Consider the following 20,272-nt stretch of genomic DNA (forward strand, 5'->3'; position numbering starts at 1 on the left):
TACTTATTGATTGAGGATTTCATCATGAGCAACTCGAAAAAAACCGTCGTTATCACTGGCGCCTCTCAAGGTCTGGGCGAAGGCATGGTCAAGGCCTTCCGTGAACTGGGCTACAACATCGTCGCCACCTCGCGCTCGATCAAGCCGTCGAACGACCCGCAGATCCTGACCATCGCCGGCGACATCGGCGACCCGGCCACCGCTCAACGGGTGATCAGCGAAGGCGTGGCACGCTTCGGCCGCATCGACACCCTGGTCAACAACGCCGGCATCTTCGTCGCCAAACCGTTCACCGCCTACACCCCGGAAGACTACGCGGGGGTGCTGTCGGTCAACCTCAACGGCTTCTTCTACATCACCCAACTGGCCATCGCCGAGATGGAAAAACAGGGCAAGGGCCACGTGGTCAACATCACCACCAGCCTGGTCGACCACGCCATCGACGGCGTGCCTTCGGTCCTCGCTTCCCTGACCAAGGGCGGCCTCAACGCCGCCACCAAATCCTTGGCCATCGAATACGCCAAACGCGGAATACGGGTGAACGCGGTATCGCCGGGCATCATCAAAACGCCGATGCACGGCGAGGAAACCCATGAGGCACTGGGCGCGCTGCATCCGGTTGGACACATGGGCGAAATCGACGACATTGCGCAGGCGGTGGTGTACCTCGATAACGCGAACTTTGTGACTGGCGAGATTCTGCATGTGGATGGCGGGCAGAGCGCAGGGCACTGATTGATCCGGTAACACAAAGCCCTTGCAGCGATGCGAGGGCTTTTTTATGGGCGACGGTTTATGGATCCGGACTCAGCACTTTGACCGCGTCATCGACCAGCGCCTTGCTCAACTCCTGCAAGTATTGCGAGGCGCAGGCGTGGAGTTCCGGGTCGTTGGCGGCAGAAGTATCTGATGTGAGCAGTTTGGAAATGTGCAGTAGGTGGGATGCGTGGGAGAGGGCGGTGACGACCGGGACGCCGGGGTTGGTGCGGAACAGTGCGTGGTTGGACTGGAAGGAGAAATGGGTGAGGCCGAGGGTTTTCAGATCGTGGGGATTGGTCATGGCTTCACCTACTGTTGTCTGGGAGGTTGGCAGGGATGACCGGTGTAGCGAGGGGCGAAATTGTGGATCTTACGATAGCTGGCATGTTCAGACTCCTACATTGCATTGAAGCTGCCGCATTCGTTATCAGGCGAATGGGTGGCAGCTGTACGCAGGCTGATAAACCGGAAATGTAGGAAACCGGCAGACCCGAAGGTCTCCCACGCACAGCCGCCATTGCACGAATGCGCAGGCATAAAAAAACGCCGGCAAACGTGATTGGGGCGCTGAAGCGCCTACATATTACTCGGGTTATCAGGCCCGGTCGCTGAATTGGCAGCGACGGGTTTGACGGTAGCGTGGGGGAGGGTTGGGCGCAATCGTGGCCAGGTGGTGGCGAGGAGGCCGACATACTCGCATGCAACACTTATGTTGCATGGGCAACAAATATGTTGCACGGTCGCTCTGCCGAAATAGCGCGTGATGCGCATAAGCGACATCGAGTTTCGGCGATGCAGCTAGGCCACAAGGGTGAGGCTGAGTTTGTACCCCATGAGGAGAGGAAACGCGATGTTCGAATATGCGTTGGAAGTCCACGAGGAGCCGAGCAGTGTCTGGTTGTCCTGCGCAGAAATTCCAGAGATGCATGCCGCTGGCGACACCCTTGAGGAAGCGCTAGACGGCGCGATTGATGCGATGGAAACGGCATTGTCGATTTACGTAGATGATCGCCGATTGATTCCGACAGGTGATGCGGGAAAGCAGGAAAGTGACGCGGTATTGCGTCTGCCTGTACTGACTGCTGCGAAGGTTGGGCTCTGGAATACGCTTTTGGAGTCTGGAGTCAGCAAGGCTGAACTTGCACGTCGCTTGGGGGTGCAACGACCCCAGGTAGATCGAATTGTCGATTTCCTGCATCACTCCAAGATCGAGAATGTCGAGCGTGCACTGCAGCAGCTTGGGCGCCGGATTTTGCTTTCGGTTAAGGCTGCGTAGGTTTCACAACCGAATGATGGAGAAAAGCCCCCGGCAGTTATCGTTGCCGGCGGATTTTTGTTCTGGTGCCAGCACCAGGAATCGACCCCGGGCTACTGATTACAAGGAAGATACTTTCAATATATAAATCAAATAGTTAGTAAGTATTTTGTTACATGGGCCTAGACTAATCCTCCCAAGGAAATGCACTTACCTCACCCACATCAATGCTGTAGGCACCAGATGCAATCTCTATCTGGACGTTCCAGTGGTGAGGAGCAGAATCCGGTAGCACGTCCAGACATGTTAAATATGCTGATACCTCTATTTCTTCTTCGACGTCAGCCAGATTTGAACTGAGAGCCAATTCTTCCCTGTCAATGGAGTCCCATACGTAAGTGGTGAAACTGGTTCGGACGTCTACCTTTACTTTTACCGTGACTTCCACAAGCCAAGTGGACGGATCTTCTTCGTCGTTCCAGATCGAGGTGTCGTCAATGTCCAAGTCATGGTCGAGAAGCTTAACGTCCCACACTTCCGCCTCTACACGAGCACCGGTGTCGGAGTGAATTTCCCCCACATCCCATGAAGCATTGTCTACGTGGTCTTTGAGTGCGTCATTCAACTCTGATCGTAGAGATGATGAGCGGTCTTCGATAGCCGATCGAATTGCAGCATGAATCGTTGAAGCCACTTCGCCAGACGCTGTAAACAACGCAGTCAGTTCGTCCAATGTCTTGATGCAATACAGATAGTCAGATTGGTTTGCAAAATCAGACCAGCCACCGTCGTTAGAGATGACGATTCCTACCGCATCATTTTCCACAGCGTACGTCTCAAGAACCAAGAGTGCTGCGGCGTCAGGAAACTCCGATTTCTTTGCCGCATTCAGCTCGAAGGGGGCCTCTGAAGCGAAGTATCGGCGAAAAAGCTCGCTTAAGATTCCGTCCCCTTCCATTGGCAAAATTCCTCCACGACACTTTTCTGCGTAATCCTCCACGCGCTTGCGAAAGTACGCCCGTGCCGACTGCTCAGGAGCAAGTCCTTTCAATGTGTCGGTGATTTGATCGATCGGTATGTCTGTTTTGCGCTTTAGGCTTGCGGCGCCGCTTTGAATTTCCTGGATGGATTTCAACACTGGAGCCATCAAGTGCTTGACTACTTCGCTGGCCACTACTTCAGTCAATTGCAGTTCCATGCTTTTAGGAAGCTGAGTATGTAGCTGGTTCAGGGCTCCCTCTTCGAAGTTGTACTTAGCGCCCTGAATGACATCGGTATCTATGGAAAAAAAACTAATGTCACCATTCCACAGCTGCCCTGGGGTTGGCTTTCCTTCTGGCATTGAATAGCTCCTGAAAACAATCGTTAGGATAACTGTGCAGCCATTAATCAGCGGAAGGCGACACAACGGGCAAGCTTAGGTCGTAAACGTCTATCATCTTGAGAAAAGGTGACACCCATTAGCCGGTCTCGAGTCAAGGTAAAAGCCGCCGCGCCCTGCAGTTTTCAACCGCAGGGATTGCTCTCCAACTCAACCTGATCGGTTGAACCCGTCGAACCCGTTTCCTCTTCATTGGCTACGAACAAGTCGTGCCAGACACCCATTTGGATCAAGCGGTAGCGATACGACCAGCACCGCTCTAGCAGTTAACTGCCCCAGAGAAACGTTGGTGCTGCCAATGCGTCCAAAACGTGTTACAGAACTGTGGCTCAACATCAAGAACGTGACCCGCGATGACATCATGGCGGCGCACCGCGTGCCCCCGCAGCTGATGGGCATCATCCCGAACAACACTGGCGGGTGCGGTGACGCGGGCAAAGCAGTTCAGGTCTTTTACCACCACGAGGTCGTGCCGCTGCAGGAGCGCTTCAAGGAACTGAACCAATGGTTCGGCGAAGAGGTGGTTACTTTCAAGCCTTACTAAATGGCATTAGCAGATAAATGAAGCCGTTGAGGCGCTGGTCACAGCGCCTTACCCTCAGCTAATCCAGCCGGATATATCTTTGAGTTTTTGACGGCTTTCTGCCTGCTGGCGAACAGCAGTTTGAATAATGATCTGAGCGGCCTTTCGGGACGCTCCTTTCAATGGTGCAGCAAGCCTGATCAAAATGTTCTCCAGCTGTTTCAACTGCATCAGCGCTTCCTCGCATTCCTGATACCGCGCGCGAGTGATCAACGACTTGCCACTGTAGTAGCCATCAACGAGCGTCCTCTGCTTGTTCCCACTCGCCCATAGCATCCACAGCTCCCTGAACTCGATCGCCTCTGGGTCGTTGTCGAGTGCCTGGAACAACACGCTGTTATCTACCGCTTCCTGATCAGACATCCCGTACTCCCGATTAATACACGTGTGCTCATCTTTCCACATTGTGTGGTGATCTGCACCCGGCGCGCGGACTTGTTACCCCGCCACGCCTGCGCGCCTTTCGTGCCACTAAATATGCACCTGCATGAGTGCGGTGAAGGCCCCGTGCGCCGTTGGCTTTGAAGGGGATGTCAGTGGGTTAAAAAACTTGCAGAATCATGCACCCAAGCGCATGCAGTGCAGCTTTCTGCGAGGTCAGGTAAAGGGTCTATTCTGGGGAACGGGTAACCGAAGTCATCGCGGTGATTATCTGGCTCAACCCTTTTTTTAGATTTTTCTGATTGCCTTATATGCGTAATCGGGGGTAACTAATTTGATAATTTGATCTCAAGTCGTTGATTTATAAGGGTTGTCAATATTAAGTAACTAACTCTTATAAAGGTAATGTGGTTACTCCGTAGTTACTATTAAATTACCTTTATTCAATTGATCGTGGTCTTGCTAAGCGTCTCAAAAGCTCGTGACCGCCGCTACCATTTTGTTGAACCCCCTCCGACTTGAAAACCGCACACGCCCCGCGTGAGGCGTGCGCCCACGTATACAGTCGCGCATGATTGCTTTCGTCCAGGCGAAAAAAAGCCCCGTCACAGACGGGGCCTCGCAAAATGATTCACACCATATGGGTTTGGATGATCTTGCCCAGACGACGCGAATAGGCAGAATCCTTTTCACAGTTCGCAATGAGATCGCCCATGAACCTTTCGATTCCTTCGAGAAACGCGTCCAAGAAGTCGCTAAATACTGCGGGAACATGCGTGTCTTTGCCCACGTCGAGAGTGGCAGCATGAAACGCCTTCATCATCGGGCTATCAGCTTGGCCAACGAAGAAGATGATCTCTTTCGCTTTTCCTCCGTTGGACAGATCGGATGCAGTAGTAAAGGTATGCAGTACTGCGCATCGAGCTGCCCATAGATCAACGTCCGAGAATGGCAGCTTTGTATTTGCCAAAATGTATTTTCTAACCCATGCCTTAAATGTTTCGCCGCTAGCCTTCTCCTGACCTGCCGGAGCGTCCAGCAAACCCATCGTGTCGATGGCGGAATACATAAGGATCTTCGTCTGTCCGTAGAGCTCCGATTTAAACAACAAGCCGATCGCGGTGACGGTGTTTTTGACGAACTGCTCAATCTGTTGTTTGGATTCCTGCATCAGTTGTTCTGTCCTTGTTTTGCTCGTATGGAATCGGCCATGCGCCGTATTTCAGAAAAGGTGACAGATCTATTTTTCAATCACTGTCCGCGTTGCGCTTCGACAGAGGAGCGAGCGCGTAGTGATTATGCTATGCGCACAAACCTCTCCCATTGCAGTGAGAGTTTTCCCCAAACCCCAGAAACAACAAAGCCCCTGCATTTCTGCAGGGGCTTTGTTTTGTATGGTGCCGGCACCAGGAATCGAACCCGGGACCTACTGATTACAAGTCAGTTGCTCTACCATCTGAGCTATACCGGCGTGTGGGCGACGATTATAGCGACTCGGGTGCTTCTGTAAACCCCTGAATTCAGACTATTTTTGCGCCGTCTGCGAATCACGCCCGGCGCAGGACGTTGCGCAGTTTTTGTACAGCGCGCCAGGCGCGGCTGTTTTGCATGGCGCGCAGTTGGGCTTCGGCTTGTTCGGCGCGTTGCAGGGCGGTTTCCAGTGCCGGGTTTACCGGGTGGGCGAGGTTGTGGCCTTTGCACAGCTGGAAGTTGTCGAGGTTGCACGGTGGCAGGTCGAACGCGGGTTTGAGGTTGATGTGTTCGTTGGCTAGGAAGAAGCTGTTGAGGCCGTCGAACAGGACGTTGGTGTAGCCGGCGTCGGTCACCAGGTGTTCCCAGGTGTGGTCGCGTTCCCATGGGGTTTCGATGAGGATGATCCAGGGGCGGAAGCGGCTGAAGTCCATGCCGCGCAGGACGGTTTCTTCGTGGCCCTCGACGTCGATTTTCAGGAAGTGGATCGGCCGCTCGGCGGCGTGTTCTTCGCAGATCGAAGTCAGTGTGCGTGCGTTGACGGTCAGGCTTTGCACGTCCATGCCAAGGTTTTTGCGTTCTTGCGCGACGACCGGGTCAGCGGTGGACAGGCCGGTGTCGGGAATGCCGTAGAAAGTCAGTTCGCCCGGCTGGTCGCTGGCCACGCATTGCAGCGTGGTGTCGCGGGGGCGATGCTGGCGGAGGGCGTCGTAGTAGTTCTGCATCGGTTCGACGTTGATGCCCTGCCAGCCGCGATCGTAGAAGGCCTTGGTGACCGAGTCGTGGATCGGGTCATTGGCGCCGACGTCGATGTAAAAACCGTTTTCAAAATACTGCAGGGCGCGCCAGAGGCGAACGTCCTCGAAATTCTGTGCGTAAGAAATGAACGTCACGGTCGCTTCCTGTCGGTCAGATTTTTCTTGTTCGGGTGCGCGCTACCTGCACGGCACAGGTCTGTATAGCAAGGGCGGATGGCAGGCGCAATTGCCCGCTGCCGGCGTCCGCGATTCGGCGGTTATGTCCTTTTGGTCGAGGGCTTATGCACAACAGGCTTTGAAGAGGGCGGGCTTAGGCAGGTTTTTGTGGACGGGTTCTCATTTGAGTCGCAAATCCCTGTTTTGCCGGTTTTTTATTTATATGAACAAAAAATGACCAGCGCTGTTAGTGGCCTGAAACAGCAGTGGATATTGGATCCACGATAAATCCATCAACAGAGTTATCCACAGGCTGCGAAAGATTAAGCGCGTTCGGCCAGCAGCAGGAAATTGCGCGGTGTGAGCGGTGCCTCGCAGAAGGTGCCTAGACGTACGATGTATCCCTGTTCGGTGAGGAAAAGAGCTCGGTCAAGATTCAGCCAAAGCTCCAGCGGCCGTCGGAACAGTCCGCGCAGCAATTCCAGGTTGCGAACTTCGGCCAATCGCTGCCAACCGGCGGCTTCCAGTGCTACCCAATCTGGCGAGCCAATTGTGGATAACTCTTTGAGTGCTGCCAGATCGCAGCAGTAATCGGCGAACGGTTTGTCCAGCCAGGCGCTCGGCAGGGACGGCGTCGGCAGGTATTCGTCGACGCCACGCACTTGCCGTTGCAACTTATCGAAAGCGAGCCTGCGGGCCATGGAAGTGTCACGCTGACGTCGGACGCGGACACCGGCGGTGACGGTCTCGCTCATTGGCAGTGAAAGATCTTCCAGCGAGAGCTGTAGGTCTGATCGCGAACCTGCGGAGGACAACGCCTGATATTCAGTGCGACTGATCCGGTTGTAGCAGCACGGGGCGATCGCCAATTGTCGGCAGCCAGCGGCGGAGGCCAGTTGCATCAATCGAACATGCAGATCGCCGCAAGCATGCAGGGCAACAGGCGTGTGTTCGGCGTTCAGCAATAAAGCGGTGTTCGCCGCGAGCACATCCTGCTCGACATGCAGCGCATGCAGGTGATGGCGCTGACTCAGCGCCTGACCGCTGGCAACCAGCGCCGGGTCGTATTCCAGGCAGGTGAGTTGTTGGTCGGCACCGAGCAGGCGCCGGCCCAAGTGGCCTTTGCCCGAACACCAATCCAGCCAGTGCTTCGGTTGCGCGGCAAACGACAAGCGGCTGGCGAAGGCTTCGATCTGCAGCCATTTGCGCCCCGGCACATCGACATTCAGACGATGCCCGGCGGCTTCCAGCGAATGCGCAGGCAACTCACCCACCGCACTCAGTTCAAGCGACAACGCCGCCAATGAAGCAAAGGGCTCCGGCGCTTCCGAAAGATCGGCAGGGTGGTTATGGGCGTTTTCCGCATCTTCCAGCGAACGTCCGCGTAGCCACGAGGCCAGTTCCGGGTAGGACGCTTCCCAAGGCAGTTGCAGATGAGTGAACGGGCGAGGCTTCCACAGCGCCTGATGCGATGTGAGAAATGTATCCAGTGCCGTGAAACGGGCGAGCAGGGCCTCGCCCGTCAACACGTCAGAAGAATCAGCGTCCCTGGCACGCATCGACGCGCAGCCAGCGTTCCAGCAGCTTGAAGCCGCGAACCAGCACGTAAGCCATCACCAGATAGAACACGCCGGCAGCGAAGAAGATCTCCACCGGCAAGTAAGTGCGGGCAATGATCGTGCGGGCCATGCCGGTCAGCTCCAGCAAAGTCACGGTGCTGGCCAGGGCGCTGGCCTTGAGCATCAGGATCACTTCGTTGCTGTAGGCCGGCAGGCCAATGCGCGCGGCACGCGGCAGGATTATGTAGAACAGCGCTTTCGGCCGGGACATGCCCAATGCCCGCGCCGCTTCGATCTCGCCCGGCGGAATCGCCTGGATCGCGCCGCGCAGGATCTCGGCGATGTATGCCGCCGTGTGCAGGGTCATGGTCGCGGTGGCACACCAGAACGGATCGCGCAGGTACGGCCACATCGAGCTGTTACGCACCGCATCGAACTGCGCAAGGCCGTAATAGACCAGGAACAGTTGAACCAGCAACGGCGTGCCACGGAAAAAGAAGATGTAGGCGTAGGGCAAAGCGCGCACGTACCACAGCTTCGAAGAACGGGCGATGCCCAGCGGAATCGCCAGCAGCAAACCGGCGATCACAGCGATGGCCACCAGCTCCAGGGTCAGCGTCGCGCCCTGGGCCAGTTTCGGCAGCCACTTGATGATGACTTCCCAATTCATTGAGCGCTCCTCGCGAAGCCGCGTGCGGCGCGTTTTTCCAGCAGGTGCATGCCGATCATCGCCAGCACGGTCAGGCACAGGTACATGAGCGCCGCCACCATATAGAAGGTGAATGGCTGCTTGGACACGGTCACGCCGATCTGCGCGTGGCGCATGATTTCTTCCAGACCGATGACCGACACCAGTGCGGTATCTTTCATCAGGATCATGAACAGGTTGCCCAGGCCGGGCAGGGCGATGCGCCACATTTGCGGCATGATCAGCCGGGTGAAGATCCGCCATTTCGACAGGCCCAGGGCCACGCCGGCCTCACGGTGGCCTTTGGGAATGGCGAGGATCGCGCCACGAAACACTTCTGTGGCGTAGGCGCCGAAGCACAGGCCCAGCGCGATGACGCCGGCGGCGAAGGCGCTGAGTTCCAGTTCGGGGTTGCCGAGGAATTCACCGAACGCGCGCATCGCGTTGACCGTACCGAAGTAGATCAACAGCACCCAGAGCAATTCCGGGACGCCACGCACCAGGGTCGAATAGGTTCCGCCAAGCCATTGCAGCGGCTTGTACGGGGAAGTCTTGGCCAAGGCGCCGAGCAGACCGAGCACCAGCCCCAGGCACAGGGCCGAGAGTGCCAGTTTGACGGTCATCAGCGCGCCGGCGAAGAGCGCCGGGCCGAATCCGTAGAGGTCGATAATCATGGATTTCTTTTCAAATCGCGGCAGGCAAGGCCGGGGATCGGCGTCGTCATGTAACGGCGCCGATCCGGCAGGTCAGGATCAGTAGATGCTGAACGGGAAGTACTTGTCGTTGATCTTCTTGTAGGTGCCGTCGGCAACGATTTCCTTCAGCGCGGCATTCAGCTTCTCGCGGATCGGGTCGCCTTTACGTACAGCGATACCGATCTTGTCGCTTTCTTCCACCGGGTCGCCTTTGAATTCGTAGGCTTTACCGGCGTCGCTTTTCAGCCACTCGTAGTTGACGTATTTGTCGGCGAGGATGCCGTCCAGGCGACCGGAAGTCAGGTCGAGGTAGGCATTTTCCTGGGTGTCGTACAGCTTGACGGTGATGTCGTCACCGAAGTTGTCTTCCAGGAAGGTGCCGGCCAGGGTCGCGCGCTGGGCGCCGATCACCTTGCCTTTCAGCGCAGCCTTGTCGGTTTTGAAGTCGACGTTTTTCGGCGCGATGAATTGCAGCTTGTTGGAGTAGTACGGGTCGGTGAAGTCCACCGCTTGCTTGCGCTCGTCGGTGATCGACATCGAGGAGATCAGGAAGTCGAACTTCTTGGCGTTCAGGGCCGGGATGATGCCGTCCCAGTCGGAGGTGACCACGGAGCATTCAACTTTCATCTTGGCGCACAGGGCGTCGCCGATGTCTTTGTCGAAGCCGACGACGTTGCCGCTGGCATCTTTGTTGTTGAACGGCGGGTAAGCCGCTTCGATGCCCATCTTCAGGGTCTCGGCCATTGCACCGGCGCTGAACGCGAGGGTGACGGCGGCGGCCAGGAAGACCTTTTTGTAGTTCTGCATGCGGGTAGCTCCGTTAGCGGTTGCTGGACATGAATTGTTTGCAGCGCGCCGAAAGCGGGTTTTCGAACACCTGCTGTGGCGATCCTTGCTCTTCTACCAGGCCCTGGTGGAGGAACACCACTTCGCTGGAGACCTGACGGGCGAAGCCCATTTCATGGGTCACGAGCAGCATGGTGCGGCCTTCTTCGGCCAATGCGCGGATGACATTAAGTACTTCCTGGACCATTTCCGGGTCAAGGGCGGAGGTGGGCTCGTCGAACAGGATCACCTTGGGCTGCATCGCCAGTGTGCGGGCAATCGCCGCGCGCTGTTGCTGGCCGCCGGACAGTTGCGCCGGGTAGGCGTGGCGCTTGTCGGCGATGCCGACCTTGGCCAGCAGCGCTTCGGCGACCTCGATGGCTTCGGCCTTGCTCTGGCCGAGCACGCGGCGTGGGGCTTCAATGATGTTGTCGAGCACGCTCATGTGCGGCCACAGATTAAAGTTTTGAAACACAAAACCAATCTCGGAGCGCAGGCGATTGATCTGCTTGCCGTCGGCGGCAACCAGTTCGCCATTCTTGGCGGCCTTGAGCTTGAGTTCTTCCCCGGCCACCAGGATCTGGCCCTGATGCGGGTTTTCCAACAGGTTGATGCATCGCAGGAACGTGGACTTGCCGGAACCGGAGGAACCCAGGATCGAGATCACATCGCCGTCGCGGGCGGTCAGCGAGATGCCTTTGAGCACCTCAAGCTGTCCGTAGCGTTTGTGCAAGTTGCGGATTTCAAGCGCGGGCGTGGCCTCAGCCATGTGCGTTCCTCATATATGTTGCGCTCCTGCTGTTGGTTGGCCTTCCTGGCGAGGCGGCCAAGCTAGCATAGCGTTTCAATGGCAGCCAACAGCGCTACGAGCGGTAAACGGATGGCGTGTGGCAGGTTGTCGCATCGGCGCAGCAGACTGTCGCCCCATCAACAACCGAACGGGTGTTTGAACGTTGATTCCCGTGGGTGTCGCGTAAAAAAAGGCGCGATGTTGCCACCTTTGGCGGGGTGTTGGAAGCGCTATCCGGCCGATCGTTCCTCATTCGCCCTTTTATTGTGCATCCCGCACTTTTTCAGTGTGTTTCTGGTGCGCTCGTTCGTTTGAAAAGTGAGTCGCAGGGTAACGCTTTGGCGAAAGGCCAGTATTCTCAAGGACTTGCGATGACTGTCCGGTCGCGCTGAAAACCGCAGAGCAGAAGAGTTTGAAACATTTTGGCGCATTTATTGCGTGCAGAATCCGGAACGCCCCGTTGGATTCTTTTTACGAGAAGGAACGCCAGACGGGCCGGACGCAATCGCTTTCCTCGCAAAGGTAGTTCCAATGAGCAGTACCCAAAGCTCCAATGGCCTCGAACAGGGGCTCAAACCGCGTCATGTGACCATGCTGTCGATCGCCGGGGTGATCGGTGCAGGTCTGTTCGTCGGCTCCGGCCACGCCATCGCCGCCGCCGGTCCCGCTGTTCTGCTGGCTTACGCCGCTGCTGGCGCGCTGGTTGTGCTGGTCATGCGCATGCTCGGCGAAATGGCTGTTGCCTCGCCTGACACCGGCTCGTTCTCGACTTACGCCGACCGCGCTATCGGTCACTGGGCCGGTTTCACCATCGGCTGGCTGTACTGGTGGTTCTGGGTCTTGGTGATTCCGCTGGAAGCCAACGCCGCCGCGACCATCCTGCACGCGTGGTTCCCCGGTGTGGAAATCTGGGCCTTCGCCCTGATCATCACCATGCTGCTGACCGTGACCAACCTGTTCAGCGTGAAAAACTACGGTGAGTTCGAATTCTGGTTCGCCCTGCTCAAAGTCGTGGCGATCATCGGTTTCATCATCCTCGGCGTCGCGGCCATTTTCGGCTTCCTGCCGAACAGCCAGGTCAGCGGCGTTTCGCACATCTTCGACACCCAGGGCTTCCTGCCGAACGGCATGGGTGCGGTATTGGGCGCAATCCTGACCACCATGTTCTCCTTCATGGGTACCGAGATCGTGACCATCGCGGCCGCGGAATCAAAGAACCCTGGCAAGCAGATCTCCAAGGCCACCAACTCGGTGATCTGGCGGATCGGCCTGTTCTACCTCGTGTCGATCTTCATCGTTGTGGCCCTGGTGCCATGGAACGACCCGGTTCTGGCCAGCGTCGGTTCCTACCAGACCGTGCTTGAGCGCATGGGCATCCCGAACGCCAAGATGATCGTCGACATCGTGGTTCTGGTTGCTGTGACCAGCTGCCTGAACTCGGCGCTGTACACCTCTTCGCGCATGCTGTTCTCCCTCGGCAAGCGTGGCGATGCACCGGCCATGGCGACCCGCACCAACAAGAGCGGCACGCCTTACTGGGCGGTGATGCTGTCTACCGGCGCGGCGTTCCTGTGCACCTTCGCCAACTACGTGGCCCCGGCTGCGGTGTTCGAGTTCCTGCTGGCGAGCTCCGGCGCCATCGCGCTGCTGGTGTACCTGGTGATCGCGATTTCGCAACTGCGCATGCGTAAACAACGCATGGCTCGCGGCGAGAAAATCGTCTTCAGCATGTGGCTGTTCCCGGGCCTGACCTACGCGGTGATCGTATTCATCGTCGCGGCCCTGACCATCATGCTGTTCCAGGACGCCCACCGCGTGGAAATCCTCGCGACCGGCCTGCTGAGCCTGGTGGTTGTCGCGACTGGCTTGCTCGTGGCACGCCGTCGCAAGGCAGAAAACCGTGGTGCGGTGGTTTTGAACTGATCCGTATCGCGTAATGCAAAACGGCCGCTTGTCAGTGATGACAAGCGGCCGTTTTTGTTACTGCGAGCGGTTTATTCGCTCTTCTCTTCCTGCGCTTCCACCGACTGGCCGTAGGTGTCCAGCGCAATCCCGAAATCGCTGATGAACTCCGGCTCGCTCAGCCAGGCCTGGGCGGTCTCGCGATCCATGCCATCGGCCCACATGCGGTAGTCGATCAGCATGTCGGCGGCCAGGTGAGTGGCAGCCATGCCTTCGTTCTCGGCGTTTTCCATGTCCAGCAGATCAGGATGATCGACGATGATGAACGCCAGCTCACGCAACAGCGTCAGGAGCATTTCGTTGCGGCTGACGGCTTCGGCGTCGCGCATCTTGCTGAACATCGCCAGGGTGTATTCCGGGATCGGCTCGGCCAGGTGACCGAGGTCATCGTCCTGCGCCAGCGGTTTGCGACCGACCATGCGGATTTGCTTGGCTTTGGCCTTGGCGCGTTTGGCGCGTTTCTGTTGCTTGTTCAGGGATGCCATGGGAACTCAGTTTTTCTGTTGGGTTTGTGCGGCGATTGCGTCGGACGCGGCCACATAGTCTTTCTGGAAATCCGGCGATTCGATCCACGCCAGAGCGCCAGCCTCGTCCGTCTCGGTGGCCCACTGGCGGTACTCGATCAGCGCGGCGAGGATGAAGTCCATCGCGCCTTCTTCGCCTTCCTGCTCGTACACCAGCTCCAGCAGCGGGTCTTCGAGGAACGCGGTGCACAGGGCCTGCTGGCTGATCTTTTCGGCGTCGATCATTTTCTTGAACAGTTCGGTCAGGTCCACCGACTCGAAATCGATGCGGTCGTCGTTCGGGTCCAGCTCGACCGGCGCTTCCGCACGTTTGGTGCGGTTCTGCTTGGCCTTGGTCTTGGCCCGGGCGGCGCGTTTTTGCTGCTTGTTGGCGGAAGCCATGGTGTGTGTTCCGTGGTGCGTTAAAGGGCTTGGCTGCGTGGGATTGTGCGCCCCGGTGTGTCGGAGGCCAGTTCGCCGGTCTGCAGCCAGGTCAGAGCGATGGGCCATAGTGTGGCTTGGTATGCGCTGCGAAAAAAGGCGAAATGTCCGACTTGCTGTTCGCCGATGTCCTGCGGCTCGATTCGCAGGTGGGTCTTCTGCGCATTCTGGAAGTAAGCCAGCAGGCGTTCGATGGCGGGAATCGTGCCGTAGGGATCGTCGCTGATGCTGATTGCCAGGGCTTTGGCCCGGACGTTGGCGAAGGGCAAGTCCGCCATGGTTCTCCCGCTCGGGCGCCGCTCGTAACGCGCGGCAGGCGTGCTCCAGTCGCGCACCACACCGGCAGGCGTGTCTTCCAGCCAGCCAAGTCGTTTGCCCGGAAAGTAGCCACAGAGCAGCGTGACCAGCGGCATCAGCAGGTGCCATTTGCCGAACATTCGCCAGCGATGCTCGGGTGCGTAATCGCGCCAGTAAGCGAATTGCGCGCCGACCGTCACCAGTCGTCGGATTATCTTTCCGGACGCCCCCAGGCCTGCTGCGCAGCCACCGAAGCTGTGTCCGACCACATCGATCGGCTGCCCGGGAAACTCTCGCTGCGCGCGTTTGAGCATCGCCTCGAAATCCAGCGCGCCCCAATCCGTCCACGAAGCCTGCAAATGCCTCATCGACTTCGGCCGCGACTCGCCAATGCCCCGGTAGTCGTAAATGATCACGTCGAAGCCGTTGGCGAACAGATAGGCCGCGAAGCGCGAGTAGTGGCGGCAGCGCACGGACGTGGCGGCGTTGATGATCACCACCGGGCGTTGTGGATCCGTTGAGGCGTGACGCCAGGTGAAACCGCCGAGCAGATAGCCGTCGGCGGCGGGCTCTTGGAAGGGCTCGCTTTCAATGTCGGATGCTTGGCCAAGTGGATGTGGCGCAGTTTGTAGGTTCACGGGTTTCGAGCCTGGCTAGGACGGGTCGAGAATGAACTTCACGCGGGATGTAACGCAATGACTTGGTACGCAGTGCGTACCGGATTGACGGTTCGATTAGGCGGTCGCCAATCCGTGACGCAGTGCGTCATGAATTGGCTGGAAGATACCTCTGCTGTAGTCCTTTTCGCATTCAAGGCAACTCCCAATCGTTCTAAAACCCGCCCCGCAAGAAAAAATCTAAAAAGAGGTAACGATTGGGTTCCACGAGAGCCCGGGAGTCGTCCTCATGAAACGCGTTCTTTCATTCGTGCTGCCCCTTGCCGCTGCGGCGGTACTGCTGTTTCCGATCATGGCGCAGGCTGCGAGTCTGGAGCCGATCGACAATTCCGCTGTGCAGGTTCAACAGCAAGAGCAAAACGGCGTTCGCTATCTGGCCGGCGGGATTGGTGAAGATGAGTCGAAAGCCATTCAGCAATCCGCGGGCTACAACCTGCACATGACCTTCGCTGTCGGTACGCAAAACGAATACACCGCCGATGTCGACGTGGCGATCCAGAAAGCCCCCGGTCAAACCGTGCTGACGCTGAATCAGACCGGGCCATTGGTGTACGTTCAGTTACCGCCAGGCAAGTACACGGTCGTCGCCACCCGCAAGGGTGAAACGCGTCGGGATGTGGCGCAAGTAGGCGGCGGTGCTGCGCGCAATCTGGTGTTCCACTGGAGCGACAACACCTAACGTCGCCGACGGTCACGCCCGGGTGGCGTGACCGTCGCGGTGCGTCCCATCCAGCTCAGAAGCCAGGCAGCGCCCGACAGGAAGAGTGCGAAGAGGCAGTGCGTGGCAACAGTGAACCAGAAGTCGAAGGACTGTTCGGCCTGTGAATACACGGCGAAGTGTTTCCCCCGAGCCATGTTGCTGATGCGTCCCTGAATCAGGCCGTTCACCGTTTCATAAGTGATCAGGCCTACGCAGAGGGTCAGTACGGTGCCGAGCGCGATCATCAGCCAGTCGGTGCGTTTTACGGGTGGCGCGGGATGGGGCAGGGGAACGCGGGTTCTTTTCTGGTTCATCGCGGGGATGACCCTCTTCCGTAAGGGTTGTGCGACGTATCGCCAATTCCGGCCTGCAAGAAGGGCGGAATCGGGTCGTCATCAAATCGCAGGCATAAAAAAACCCTGAATCTTGCGATTCAGGGTTTTCGGTATTTGGTGCCCAGAGACGGAATCGAACCGCCGACACGGGGATTTTCAATCCCCTGCTCTACCGACTGAGCTATCTGGGCAACGGGGCGCATTAAAAGGGTTTTTCGGATTTACGTCAACGACTTTTTTAAAATTTCTTAAATTAATTCCGTCGCTTACGATCCGACCCCCGATTTCGCGGGGTTTACTCTGCAGGCGGAACGTAGCCTTCCGCTTGAGCGTATTCCTCGCCGGAGAAGTACTTGTCCATTTCGCCCTGAAGAAATTTGCGGTCTTCGGCGTTCATCATGTTCAGGCGTTTTTCGTTGATCAGCAGGGTCTGGTGTTTCTGCCAGTCGGCCCAGGCCTTGGCCGAGACGTGTTCGAAGATGTCCTGGCCCTTGGCGCCCGGGTACGGTGGGCGCTCCAGACCTTCGAGTTGTTCTTTGTACTTGCGGCACATTACGGTGCGGGTCATGTCGACTCTCCTGCATTCAAGACGGCGGCCGCGCGTTCGAGCAAGGTCTTGACCGGGGCGGCGAGGCCCAGGCGCGGCGGGGTGGCGAGGTTATACCAGAGCCAGTCGGCCTCGGCCACGTGACCGCCGGCCTCCTGCACCTGAACCAGCCAGGGTTCGATGGACAGCTGGAAGTGGCTGAAGGTGTGGACAAGGCTCGGCAGCGCCTGCTGCTCGCCCAGTTCCAGCGAGTGCTGCGCAGCGAGGTGTTGCAGGTCGTCGAGGCCATCGAGTTCCGGCAGGCTCCACAAACCGCCCCACAATCCGCTGGACGGGCGGCGATAAAGCAGAATCGCGCCGTCCTCGTTGGCCAGCAGCGGCATCAGCGTGCGTTTCTGCGGGATAGCCTTGCGCGGTTTGGGGATCGGGTAACGCGTCTCCAGGCCGAGCATGTGCGCTTCGCAGCCCTTTTCCAGCGGACACAGCAGGCAGCTCGGTTTGCTGCGGGTGCAGAGCGTGGCGCCCAGATCCATCATCGCCTGGGTGTAGGCGTTGACCCGATCCTGCGGCGTAAAGCGCTCGGCGTTGGCCCACAGCTGTTTGGCGACCTTTGGCTCGCCGGGGTAGCCCTCCTGCGCGGTAAAGCGCGCCAGCACTCGTTTGACGTTGCCGTCGAGGATCGGCGCGCGCAGCCCCATGCTGATGCTGGCGATCGCGCCAGCGGTGGACAGGCCGATGCCCGGCAAGTCCGTGAGTTTCTCGACATCGCGGGGAAACTCGCCGCCGTACTGGCTGACGACAATCTTCGCGGTCTTCTGCAGATTGCGCGCGCGGGTGTAGTAACCGAGCCCCGTCCACAGGTGCAGCACTTCGTCCTCCGGCGCTTCGGCCAGGGCCTCGACCGTCGGCAGCGCGGCCATGAACCGGTCGAAGTAATTGAGCACGGTGCTGACCTGGGTCTGCTGCAACATGATCTCGGACACCCACACCCGGTACGGGTTGATGTTCTGTTGCCAGGGCAAATCATGGCGGCCGTGGCGGTCGAACCATTCCAGCACCGCCGTGGAAAACTGCTCCGCTCTCATCGCTTGAACAGCCCCTTCAATGCGTTTTTCAGTTCCGGGCTGACTTTGTCACCCAGTTTCTCGTCGATTTTTTCGCTGATCTTGTCGCCGGCCAGTTTGCTCGCGACCTGGCCCATGCGTTCGTTGTCCAGGCGGCAGGCCTTGGCGCCCAGCTCCAGCGGGCCTCGGCAGCGCAGCGGCCATTCGATGCCGACGAATTTGTCGCCGACCTGACAGGCCGGGTCCGGCATGGCACTGGTGTCGCCCTCGACGATGATGCCGACGCGATAGTCCATGCCCAGCACTTTGAGGTCGATATCGCCGTCACCGTTGACGCTCATGCCGGGGATGCGCACTTTCAGGTCCGGGTTGCTGGCCACGCCGTTGCGGAAGGTCAGGTTGCCCTTGAGCTCCTGGAACGGCGTGTCCTTGCCGCGCGGCTCGCCGCTCAGGGATTTGCGGTTAAGGGTGGCGATGCCCTTGCACAGTTGCTGTTCAAGGTTGGCGTTGAGCAACACGCCGTTGTTGATCACGAAGCTGGCGTTGCCGTTGAGGGTTTCGATCAGCGCCTGCTGGCTGTTGCCGCTACCGGTGACGGTGCTGGTGAGATTGACCAGACCCTTGACCGGCGGATTCTTGCCCTGGCTTTCGAGGATTTTCTCCACTGGCACCCGGTTGATCCGGGTTTGCAGGTTCAGCACTGGCGCGGTCTGGCGCACGTCCAGCGTGCCCTTGGCTTCGAAGTCGCCGTTGTACAACTCGCCGCGCAGGTTCTCCAGGGTCAGCAGGCCACCCTGGCCGGTGGCTTTCAACGCGGCGTTCTGGATCGGCAGCTTGTCGAGGGTCAACTGGCCGAAGGTCAGGTCGGCATTTACGTCGAGTTTGCTCAGGCGCTCGACAGGAAACAGGCGCTCGGTGCTCCAGGCGCTTTTGCTCGGTTTTTCCGGCAGCGGTGTGCTGCCGGCACCCGCCATCGCATCGGCCTCGGTACTGGCGACTTCGGCCTGACGGACCTGGGTAGCGTTATTGGCTTTTTCCGATTTCGGCGGCAGATAACGGTCGACGTTGAAGGTGTCGGCCTTGAGGATCGCTCGCAGCGATTGCTTGGCGAAATCTTCGACGGCGATGCGGCCGCTGAAGCTGCTGTCGTCGAGTTTCAGGTTGATGTTGTCCAGTGACACGCTGGTCGGCGTCGCGGCGACACGGCTGACCAGTTCAACCTTGCTCAGGCTGCCTTCGGCCATGGCCGGCAGGGTCTGGCCGATGCTGTCGACGAATTTCGCCAGGTCGAACTGGGCGATGGAAATCCCGCCGGTGATCTGTGGCGTCTTGTCCAGGTCGTTGGCCTTCAGTTCGCCCAGGGCGCGCAGCTGATTGACCGAGAGCTTGATGCCAGTCCATTCGGCGACGTTGGCGGCCTTGTCCAGCAACAGTTGGCCTTGAGCGGCGAAGGTCACGGTCTTGCCTTGCAACGGATCGCCGGCGACCTCGCCGGACAGCTTCAGGTCTTCGAACTTGTAGCGTTGCAGGGCGCGCTCGAAGCGCAGCTCGCCGTTGAGCTCGGTGCGCACCCGCAGCACTGGCTGGTTGGTGCCGAGGAACGCGGTGGCTTTGACCGGGATGTTGGTCGAATCGTGAACCGCGCCGGTGCTCAGCTGGATGCTTTCGGCGCTGAATTGCTTGCCGGTCAGCTCGTCGTTGTATTCCACGCGGGCGTTGTTGACGGTCAGGCTGTCGATGTCGAGGCGGATCGGCTGGGCCGGTTTTTCCGGTTGCGCAGGGGCCTCGGGGGCGGTTTCGGCCGTGGTGGTTGGCGCCGGGGCGCTGCCGGCCTTGGGCGGCACCTTGCCGATGTCTTCCCAGTTGCCATGACCATTCTTGTCACGGTTCAGGCGCAGGTTCAGGCCTTCGACGCGCACGTCGCTCATCTGCACTTCTCGGCGCAGCAGCGGCAGCACGCGCACGGACAGGCCGAGCATCTGCAGGTCGGCGAACGGTTCGGCAGGCTTGGCCAGGGTCGCGACGCTGGCCTCGTGCAGTTCCAGGCCGAGCCACGGGAACAGGCTCCAGCCGATGTCGCCATTGAGCGTCAGCTCGATGTGGGCCTTGTCGCGGGCAATCTGGCGGATCTCGTCTTTGTAGTCGTTGGGATCAAACAGGTGGGTCAGGGCGAAGCCCGCCGCCACAATGATCAGCAACAGCCCGAGAAGTACCAGACCCAGGATTTTGCCGAACGCTTTCATGGGCGAGTCCTTGTAAGTAGTCGAATTCGTAATTTAGCCGGGGAGTATAGCGCTGCATCAACCCGCGCTGTTGCGGTGTCCCGTGCAGCCTGCTGAACCGTGATGTACAGCGCTTCGACAACGGTCGGCATCGGGGTTCCCCGGCCTCATGAGATCAGATGACTCAAAAAAGGTGATATCAGTTTGGTTTTTCTGTCACGTGC

Annotated in this window: 22 protein-coding genes and 2 tRNA genes; 5 read left to right on the plus strand and 19 right to left on the minus strand. The window is 58.5% G+C overall.

From position 1 onward, the window contains the following. The first annotated feature begins 24 nt into the window (after positions 1 to 24). Positions 25 to 735, plus strand: coding sequence for an SDR family NAD(P)-dependent oxidoreductase (locus tag EIY71_RS13530; protein ID WP_134021981.1), 711 nt, complete (start codon positions 25 to 27; stop codon positions 733 to 735). 58 nt (positions 736 to 793) lie between these two features. Here the strand turns inward: EIY71_RS13530 and EIY71_RS13535 are convergent, their stop codons facing one another. Next, positions 794 to 1,060 carry a DUF3077 domain-containing protein gene (locus EIY71_RS13535; RefSeq protein WP_085698038.1) on the minus strand — a complete coding sequence of 89 codons (267 nt, stop codon included), beginning with the start codon at positions 1,058 to 1,060 and terminating at the stop codon, positions 794 to 796. A 549-nt stretch (positions 1,061 to 1,609) separates the two neighbouring features. Here EIY71_RS13535 and EIY71_RS13540 point away from each other — a divergent pair. After that, the gene (locus EIY71_RS13540; RefSeq protein WP_134021983.1) at positions 1,610 to 2,035 is read left to right on the plus strand and encodes a type II toxin-antitoxin system HicB family antitoxin; all 426 of its coding nucleotides are present in this window, start codon (positions 1,610 to 1,612) and stop codon (positions 2,033 to 2,035) included. Between the two features lie 166 nt (positions 2,036 to 2,201). On the opposite strand, the gene EIY71_RS13545 is transcribed toward EIY71_RS13540, so the two are convergent. Next, positions 2,202 to 3,356, minus strand: a complete 1,155-nt coding sequence (locus EIY71_RS13545; RefSeq protein WP_134021985.1) for a PIN domain-containing protein — start codon at positions 3,354 to 3,356, stop codon at positions 2,202 to 2,204. Positions 3,357 to 3,693: 337 nt separating this feature from the next. Between EIY71_RS13545 and EIY71_RS13550 the strand changes: the two genes are divergently transcribed. Next, positions 3,694 to 3,939 carry a hypothetical protein gene (locus EIY71_RS13550; RefSeq protein ID WP_178083783.1) on the plus strand — a complete coding sequence of 82 codons (246 nt, stop codon included), beginning with the start codon at positions 3,694 to 3,696 and terminating at the stop codon, positions 3,937 to 3,939. 54 nt (positions 3,940 to 3,993) lie between these two features. On the opposite strand, the gene EIY71_RS13555 is transcribed toward EIY71_RS13550, so the two are convergent. The 9 genes from EIY71_RS13555 to EIY71_RS13595 form a co-directional block, all read right to left on the minus strand. Beyond that, positions 3,994 to 4,341: a hypothetical protein gene (locus tag EIY71_RS13555; protein ID WP_134021987.1), complete on the minus strand. Its 348-nt coding sequence runs from the start codon at positions 4,339 to 4,341 to the stop codon at positions 3,994 to 3,996. Between the two features lie 649 nt (positions 4,342 to 4,990). Beyond that, complete coding sequence (locus tag EIY71_RS13560; protein WP_134021989.1) at positions 4,991 to 5,530, minus strand: hypothetical protein; 540 nt, start codon at positions 5,528 to 5,530, stop codon at positions 4,991 to 4,993. Between the two features lie 224 nt (positions 5,531 to 5,754). Continuing rightward, positions 5,755 to 5,830: transfer RNA gene (locus tag EIY71_RS13565), tRNA-Thr, on the minus strand. Between the two features lie 76 nt (positions 5,831 to 5,906). Then, the gene (locus EIY71_RS13570) at positions 5,907 to 6,722 is read right to left on the minus strand and encodes an FkbM family methyltransferase (protein WP_134021991.1); all 816 of its coding nucleotides are present in this window, start codon (positions 6,720 to 6,722) and stop codon (positions 5,907 to 5,909) included. A 344-nt stretch (positions 6,723 to 7,066) separates the two neighbouring features. Beyond that, complete coding sequence (locus EIY71_RS13575; protein ID WP_134021993.1) at positions 7,067 to 8,302, minus strand: methyltransferase; 1,236 nt, start codon at positions 8,300 to 8,302, stop codon at positions 7,067 to 7,069. Beyond that, the gene (locus EIY71_RS13580) at positions 8,283 to 8,972 is read right to left on the minus strand and encodes an ABC transporter permease (protein ID WP_007952568.1); all 690 of its coding nucleotides are present in this window, start codon (positions 8,970 to 8,972) and stop codon (positions 8,283 to 8,285) included. The genes EIY71_RS13575 and EIY71_RS13580 overlap by 20 nt, the downstream gene beginning before the upstream one ends. Continuing rightward, a complete protein-coding gene (locus EIY71_RS13585; protein ID WP_085746367.1) occupies positions 8,969 to 9,664 on the minus strand; it encodes an ABC transporter permease in 696 nt (231 codons plus the stop codon). The genes EIY71_RS13580 and EIY71_RS13585 overlap by 4 nt, the downstream gene beginning before the upstream one ends. A 78-nt stretch (positions 9,665 to 9,742) precedes the next feature. Continuing rightward, on the minus strand, positions 9,743 to 10,492 hold the full coding sequence (locus EIY71_RS13590) for an ABC transporter substrate-binding protein (protein ID WP_039764659.1): 750 nt from the start codon (positions 10,490 to 10,492) through the stop codon (positions 9,743 to 9,745). Positions 10,493 to 10,505: 13 nt separating this feature from the next. Beyond that, positions 10,506 to 11,279, minus strand: a complete 774-nt coding sequence (locus EIY71_RS13595) for an ABC transporter ATP-binding protein (RefSeq protein ID WP_007897462.1) — start codon at positions 11,277 to 11,279, stop codon at positions 10,506 to 10,508. Positions 11,280 to 11,831: 552 nt separating this feature from the next. Here EIY71_RS13595 and gabP point away from each other — a divergent pair. Beyond that, a complete protein-coding gene (gene gabP, locus EIY71_RS13600) occupies positions 11,832 to 13,223 on the plus strand; it encodes a GABA permease (RefSeq protein WP_134021995.1) in 1,392 nt (463 codons plus the stop codon). A gap of 71 nt (positions 13,224 to 13,294) precedes the next feature. On the opposite strand, the gene EIY71_RS13605 is transcribed toward gabP, so the two are convergent. From EIY71_RS13605 to EIY71_RS13615, 3 genes are read right to left on the minus strand one after another with little or no spacing between them, the layout of a single operon-like run. After that, complete coding sequence (locus tag EIY71_RS13605; protein WP_011332010.1) at positions 13,295 to 13,747, minus strand: hypothetical protein; 453 nt, start codon at positions 13,745 to 13,747, stop codon at positions 13,295 to 13,297. 6 nt (positions 13,748 to 13,753) lie between these two features. Next, entirely contained in the window at positions 13,754 to 14,167 is a 414-nt protein-coding gene (locus EIY71_RS13610; RefSeq protein WP_064592813.1) for a hypothetical protein, read from the minus strand. Between the two features lie 20 nt (positions 14,168 to 14,187). After that, positions 14,188 to 15,141 carry an alpha/beta fold hydrolase gene (locus EIY71_RS13615; protein WP_129973491.1) on the minus strand — a complete coding sequence of 318 codons (954 nt, stop codon included), beginning with the start codon at positions 15,139 to 15,141 and terminating at the stop codon, positions 14,188 to 14,190. Positions 15,142 to 15,409: 268 nt separating this feature from the next. On the opposite strand from EIY71_RS13615, the gene EIY71_RS13620 reads away from it, so the two are divergent. Next, entirely contained in the window at positions 15,410 to 15,859 is a 450-nt protein-coding gene (locus EIY71_RS13620) for a hypothetical protein (protein WP_085746371.1), read from the plus strand. Here EIY71_RS13620 and EIY71_RS13625 read toward each other — a convergent pair. The 5 genes from EIY71_RS13625 to EIY71_RS13645 form a co-directional block, all read right to left on the minus strand. Further along, positions 15,856 to 16,194 (minus strand): hypothetical protein, encoded by a 339-nt coding sequence (locus EIY71_RS13625; RefSeq protein ID WP_134021997.1) that lies wholly within the window; start codon positions 16,192 to 16,194, stop codon positions 15,856 to 15,858. The two genes, EIY71_RS13620 and EIY71_RS13625, sit on opposite strands and share 4 nt — an antisense overlap. A 136-nt stretch (positions 16,195 to 16,330) precedes the next feature. Beyond that, a tRNA-Phe gene (locus EIY71_RS13630) sits at positions 16,331 to 16,406 on the minus strand. Between the two features lie 104 nt (positions 16,407 to 16,510). Next, positions 16,511 to 16,783, minus strand: coding sequence for an oxidative damage protection protein (locus tag EIY71_RS13635; RefSeq protein WP_007952551.1), 273 nt, complete (start codon positions 16,781 to 16,783; stop codon positions 16,511 to 16,513). Further along, the gene (gene mutY, locus EIY71_RS13640) at positions 16,780 to 17,847 is read right to left on the minus strand and encodes an A/G-specific adenine glycosylase (RefSeq protein WP_085746373.1); all 1,068 of its coding nucleotides are present in this window, start codon (positions 17,845 to 17,847) and stop codon (positions 16,780 to 16,782) included. Before mutY ends, EIY71_RS13635 begins: the two co-directional genes overlap by 4 nt. After that, the gene (locus tag EIY71_RS13645; protein WP_134021999.1) at positions 17,844 to 20,069 is read right to left on the minus strand and encodes an AsmA family protein; all 2,226 of its coding nucleotides are present in this window, start codon (positions 20,067 to 20,069) and stop codon (positions 17,844 to 17,846) included. Before EIY71_RS13645 ends, mutY begins: the two co-directional genes overlap by 4 nt. Positions 20,070 to 20,272 lie beyond the last annotated feature (203 nt).

The sequence above is a fragment of the Pseudomonas sp. CH235 genome, from assembly GCF_004368175.1.
Taxonomy (GTDB): Bacteria; Pseudomonadota; Gammaproteobacteria; order Pseudomonadales; family Pseudomonadaceae; genus Aquipseudomonas; species Aquipseudomonas paraglycinae.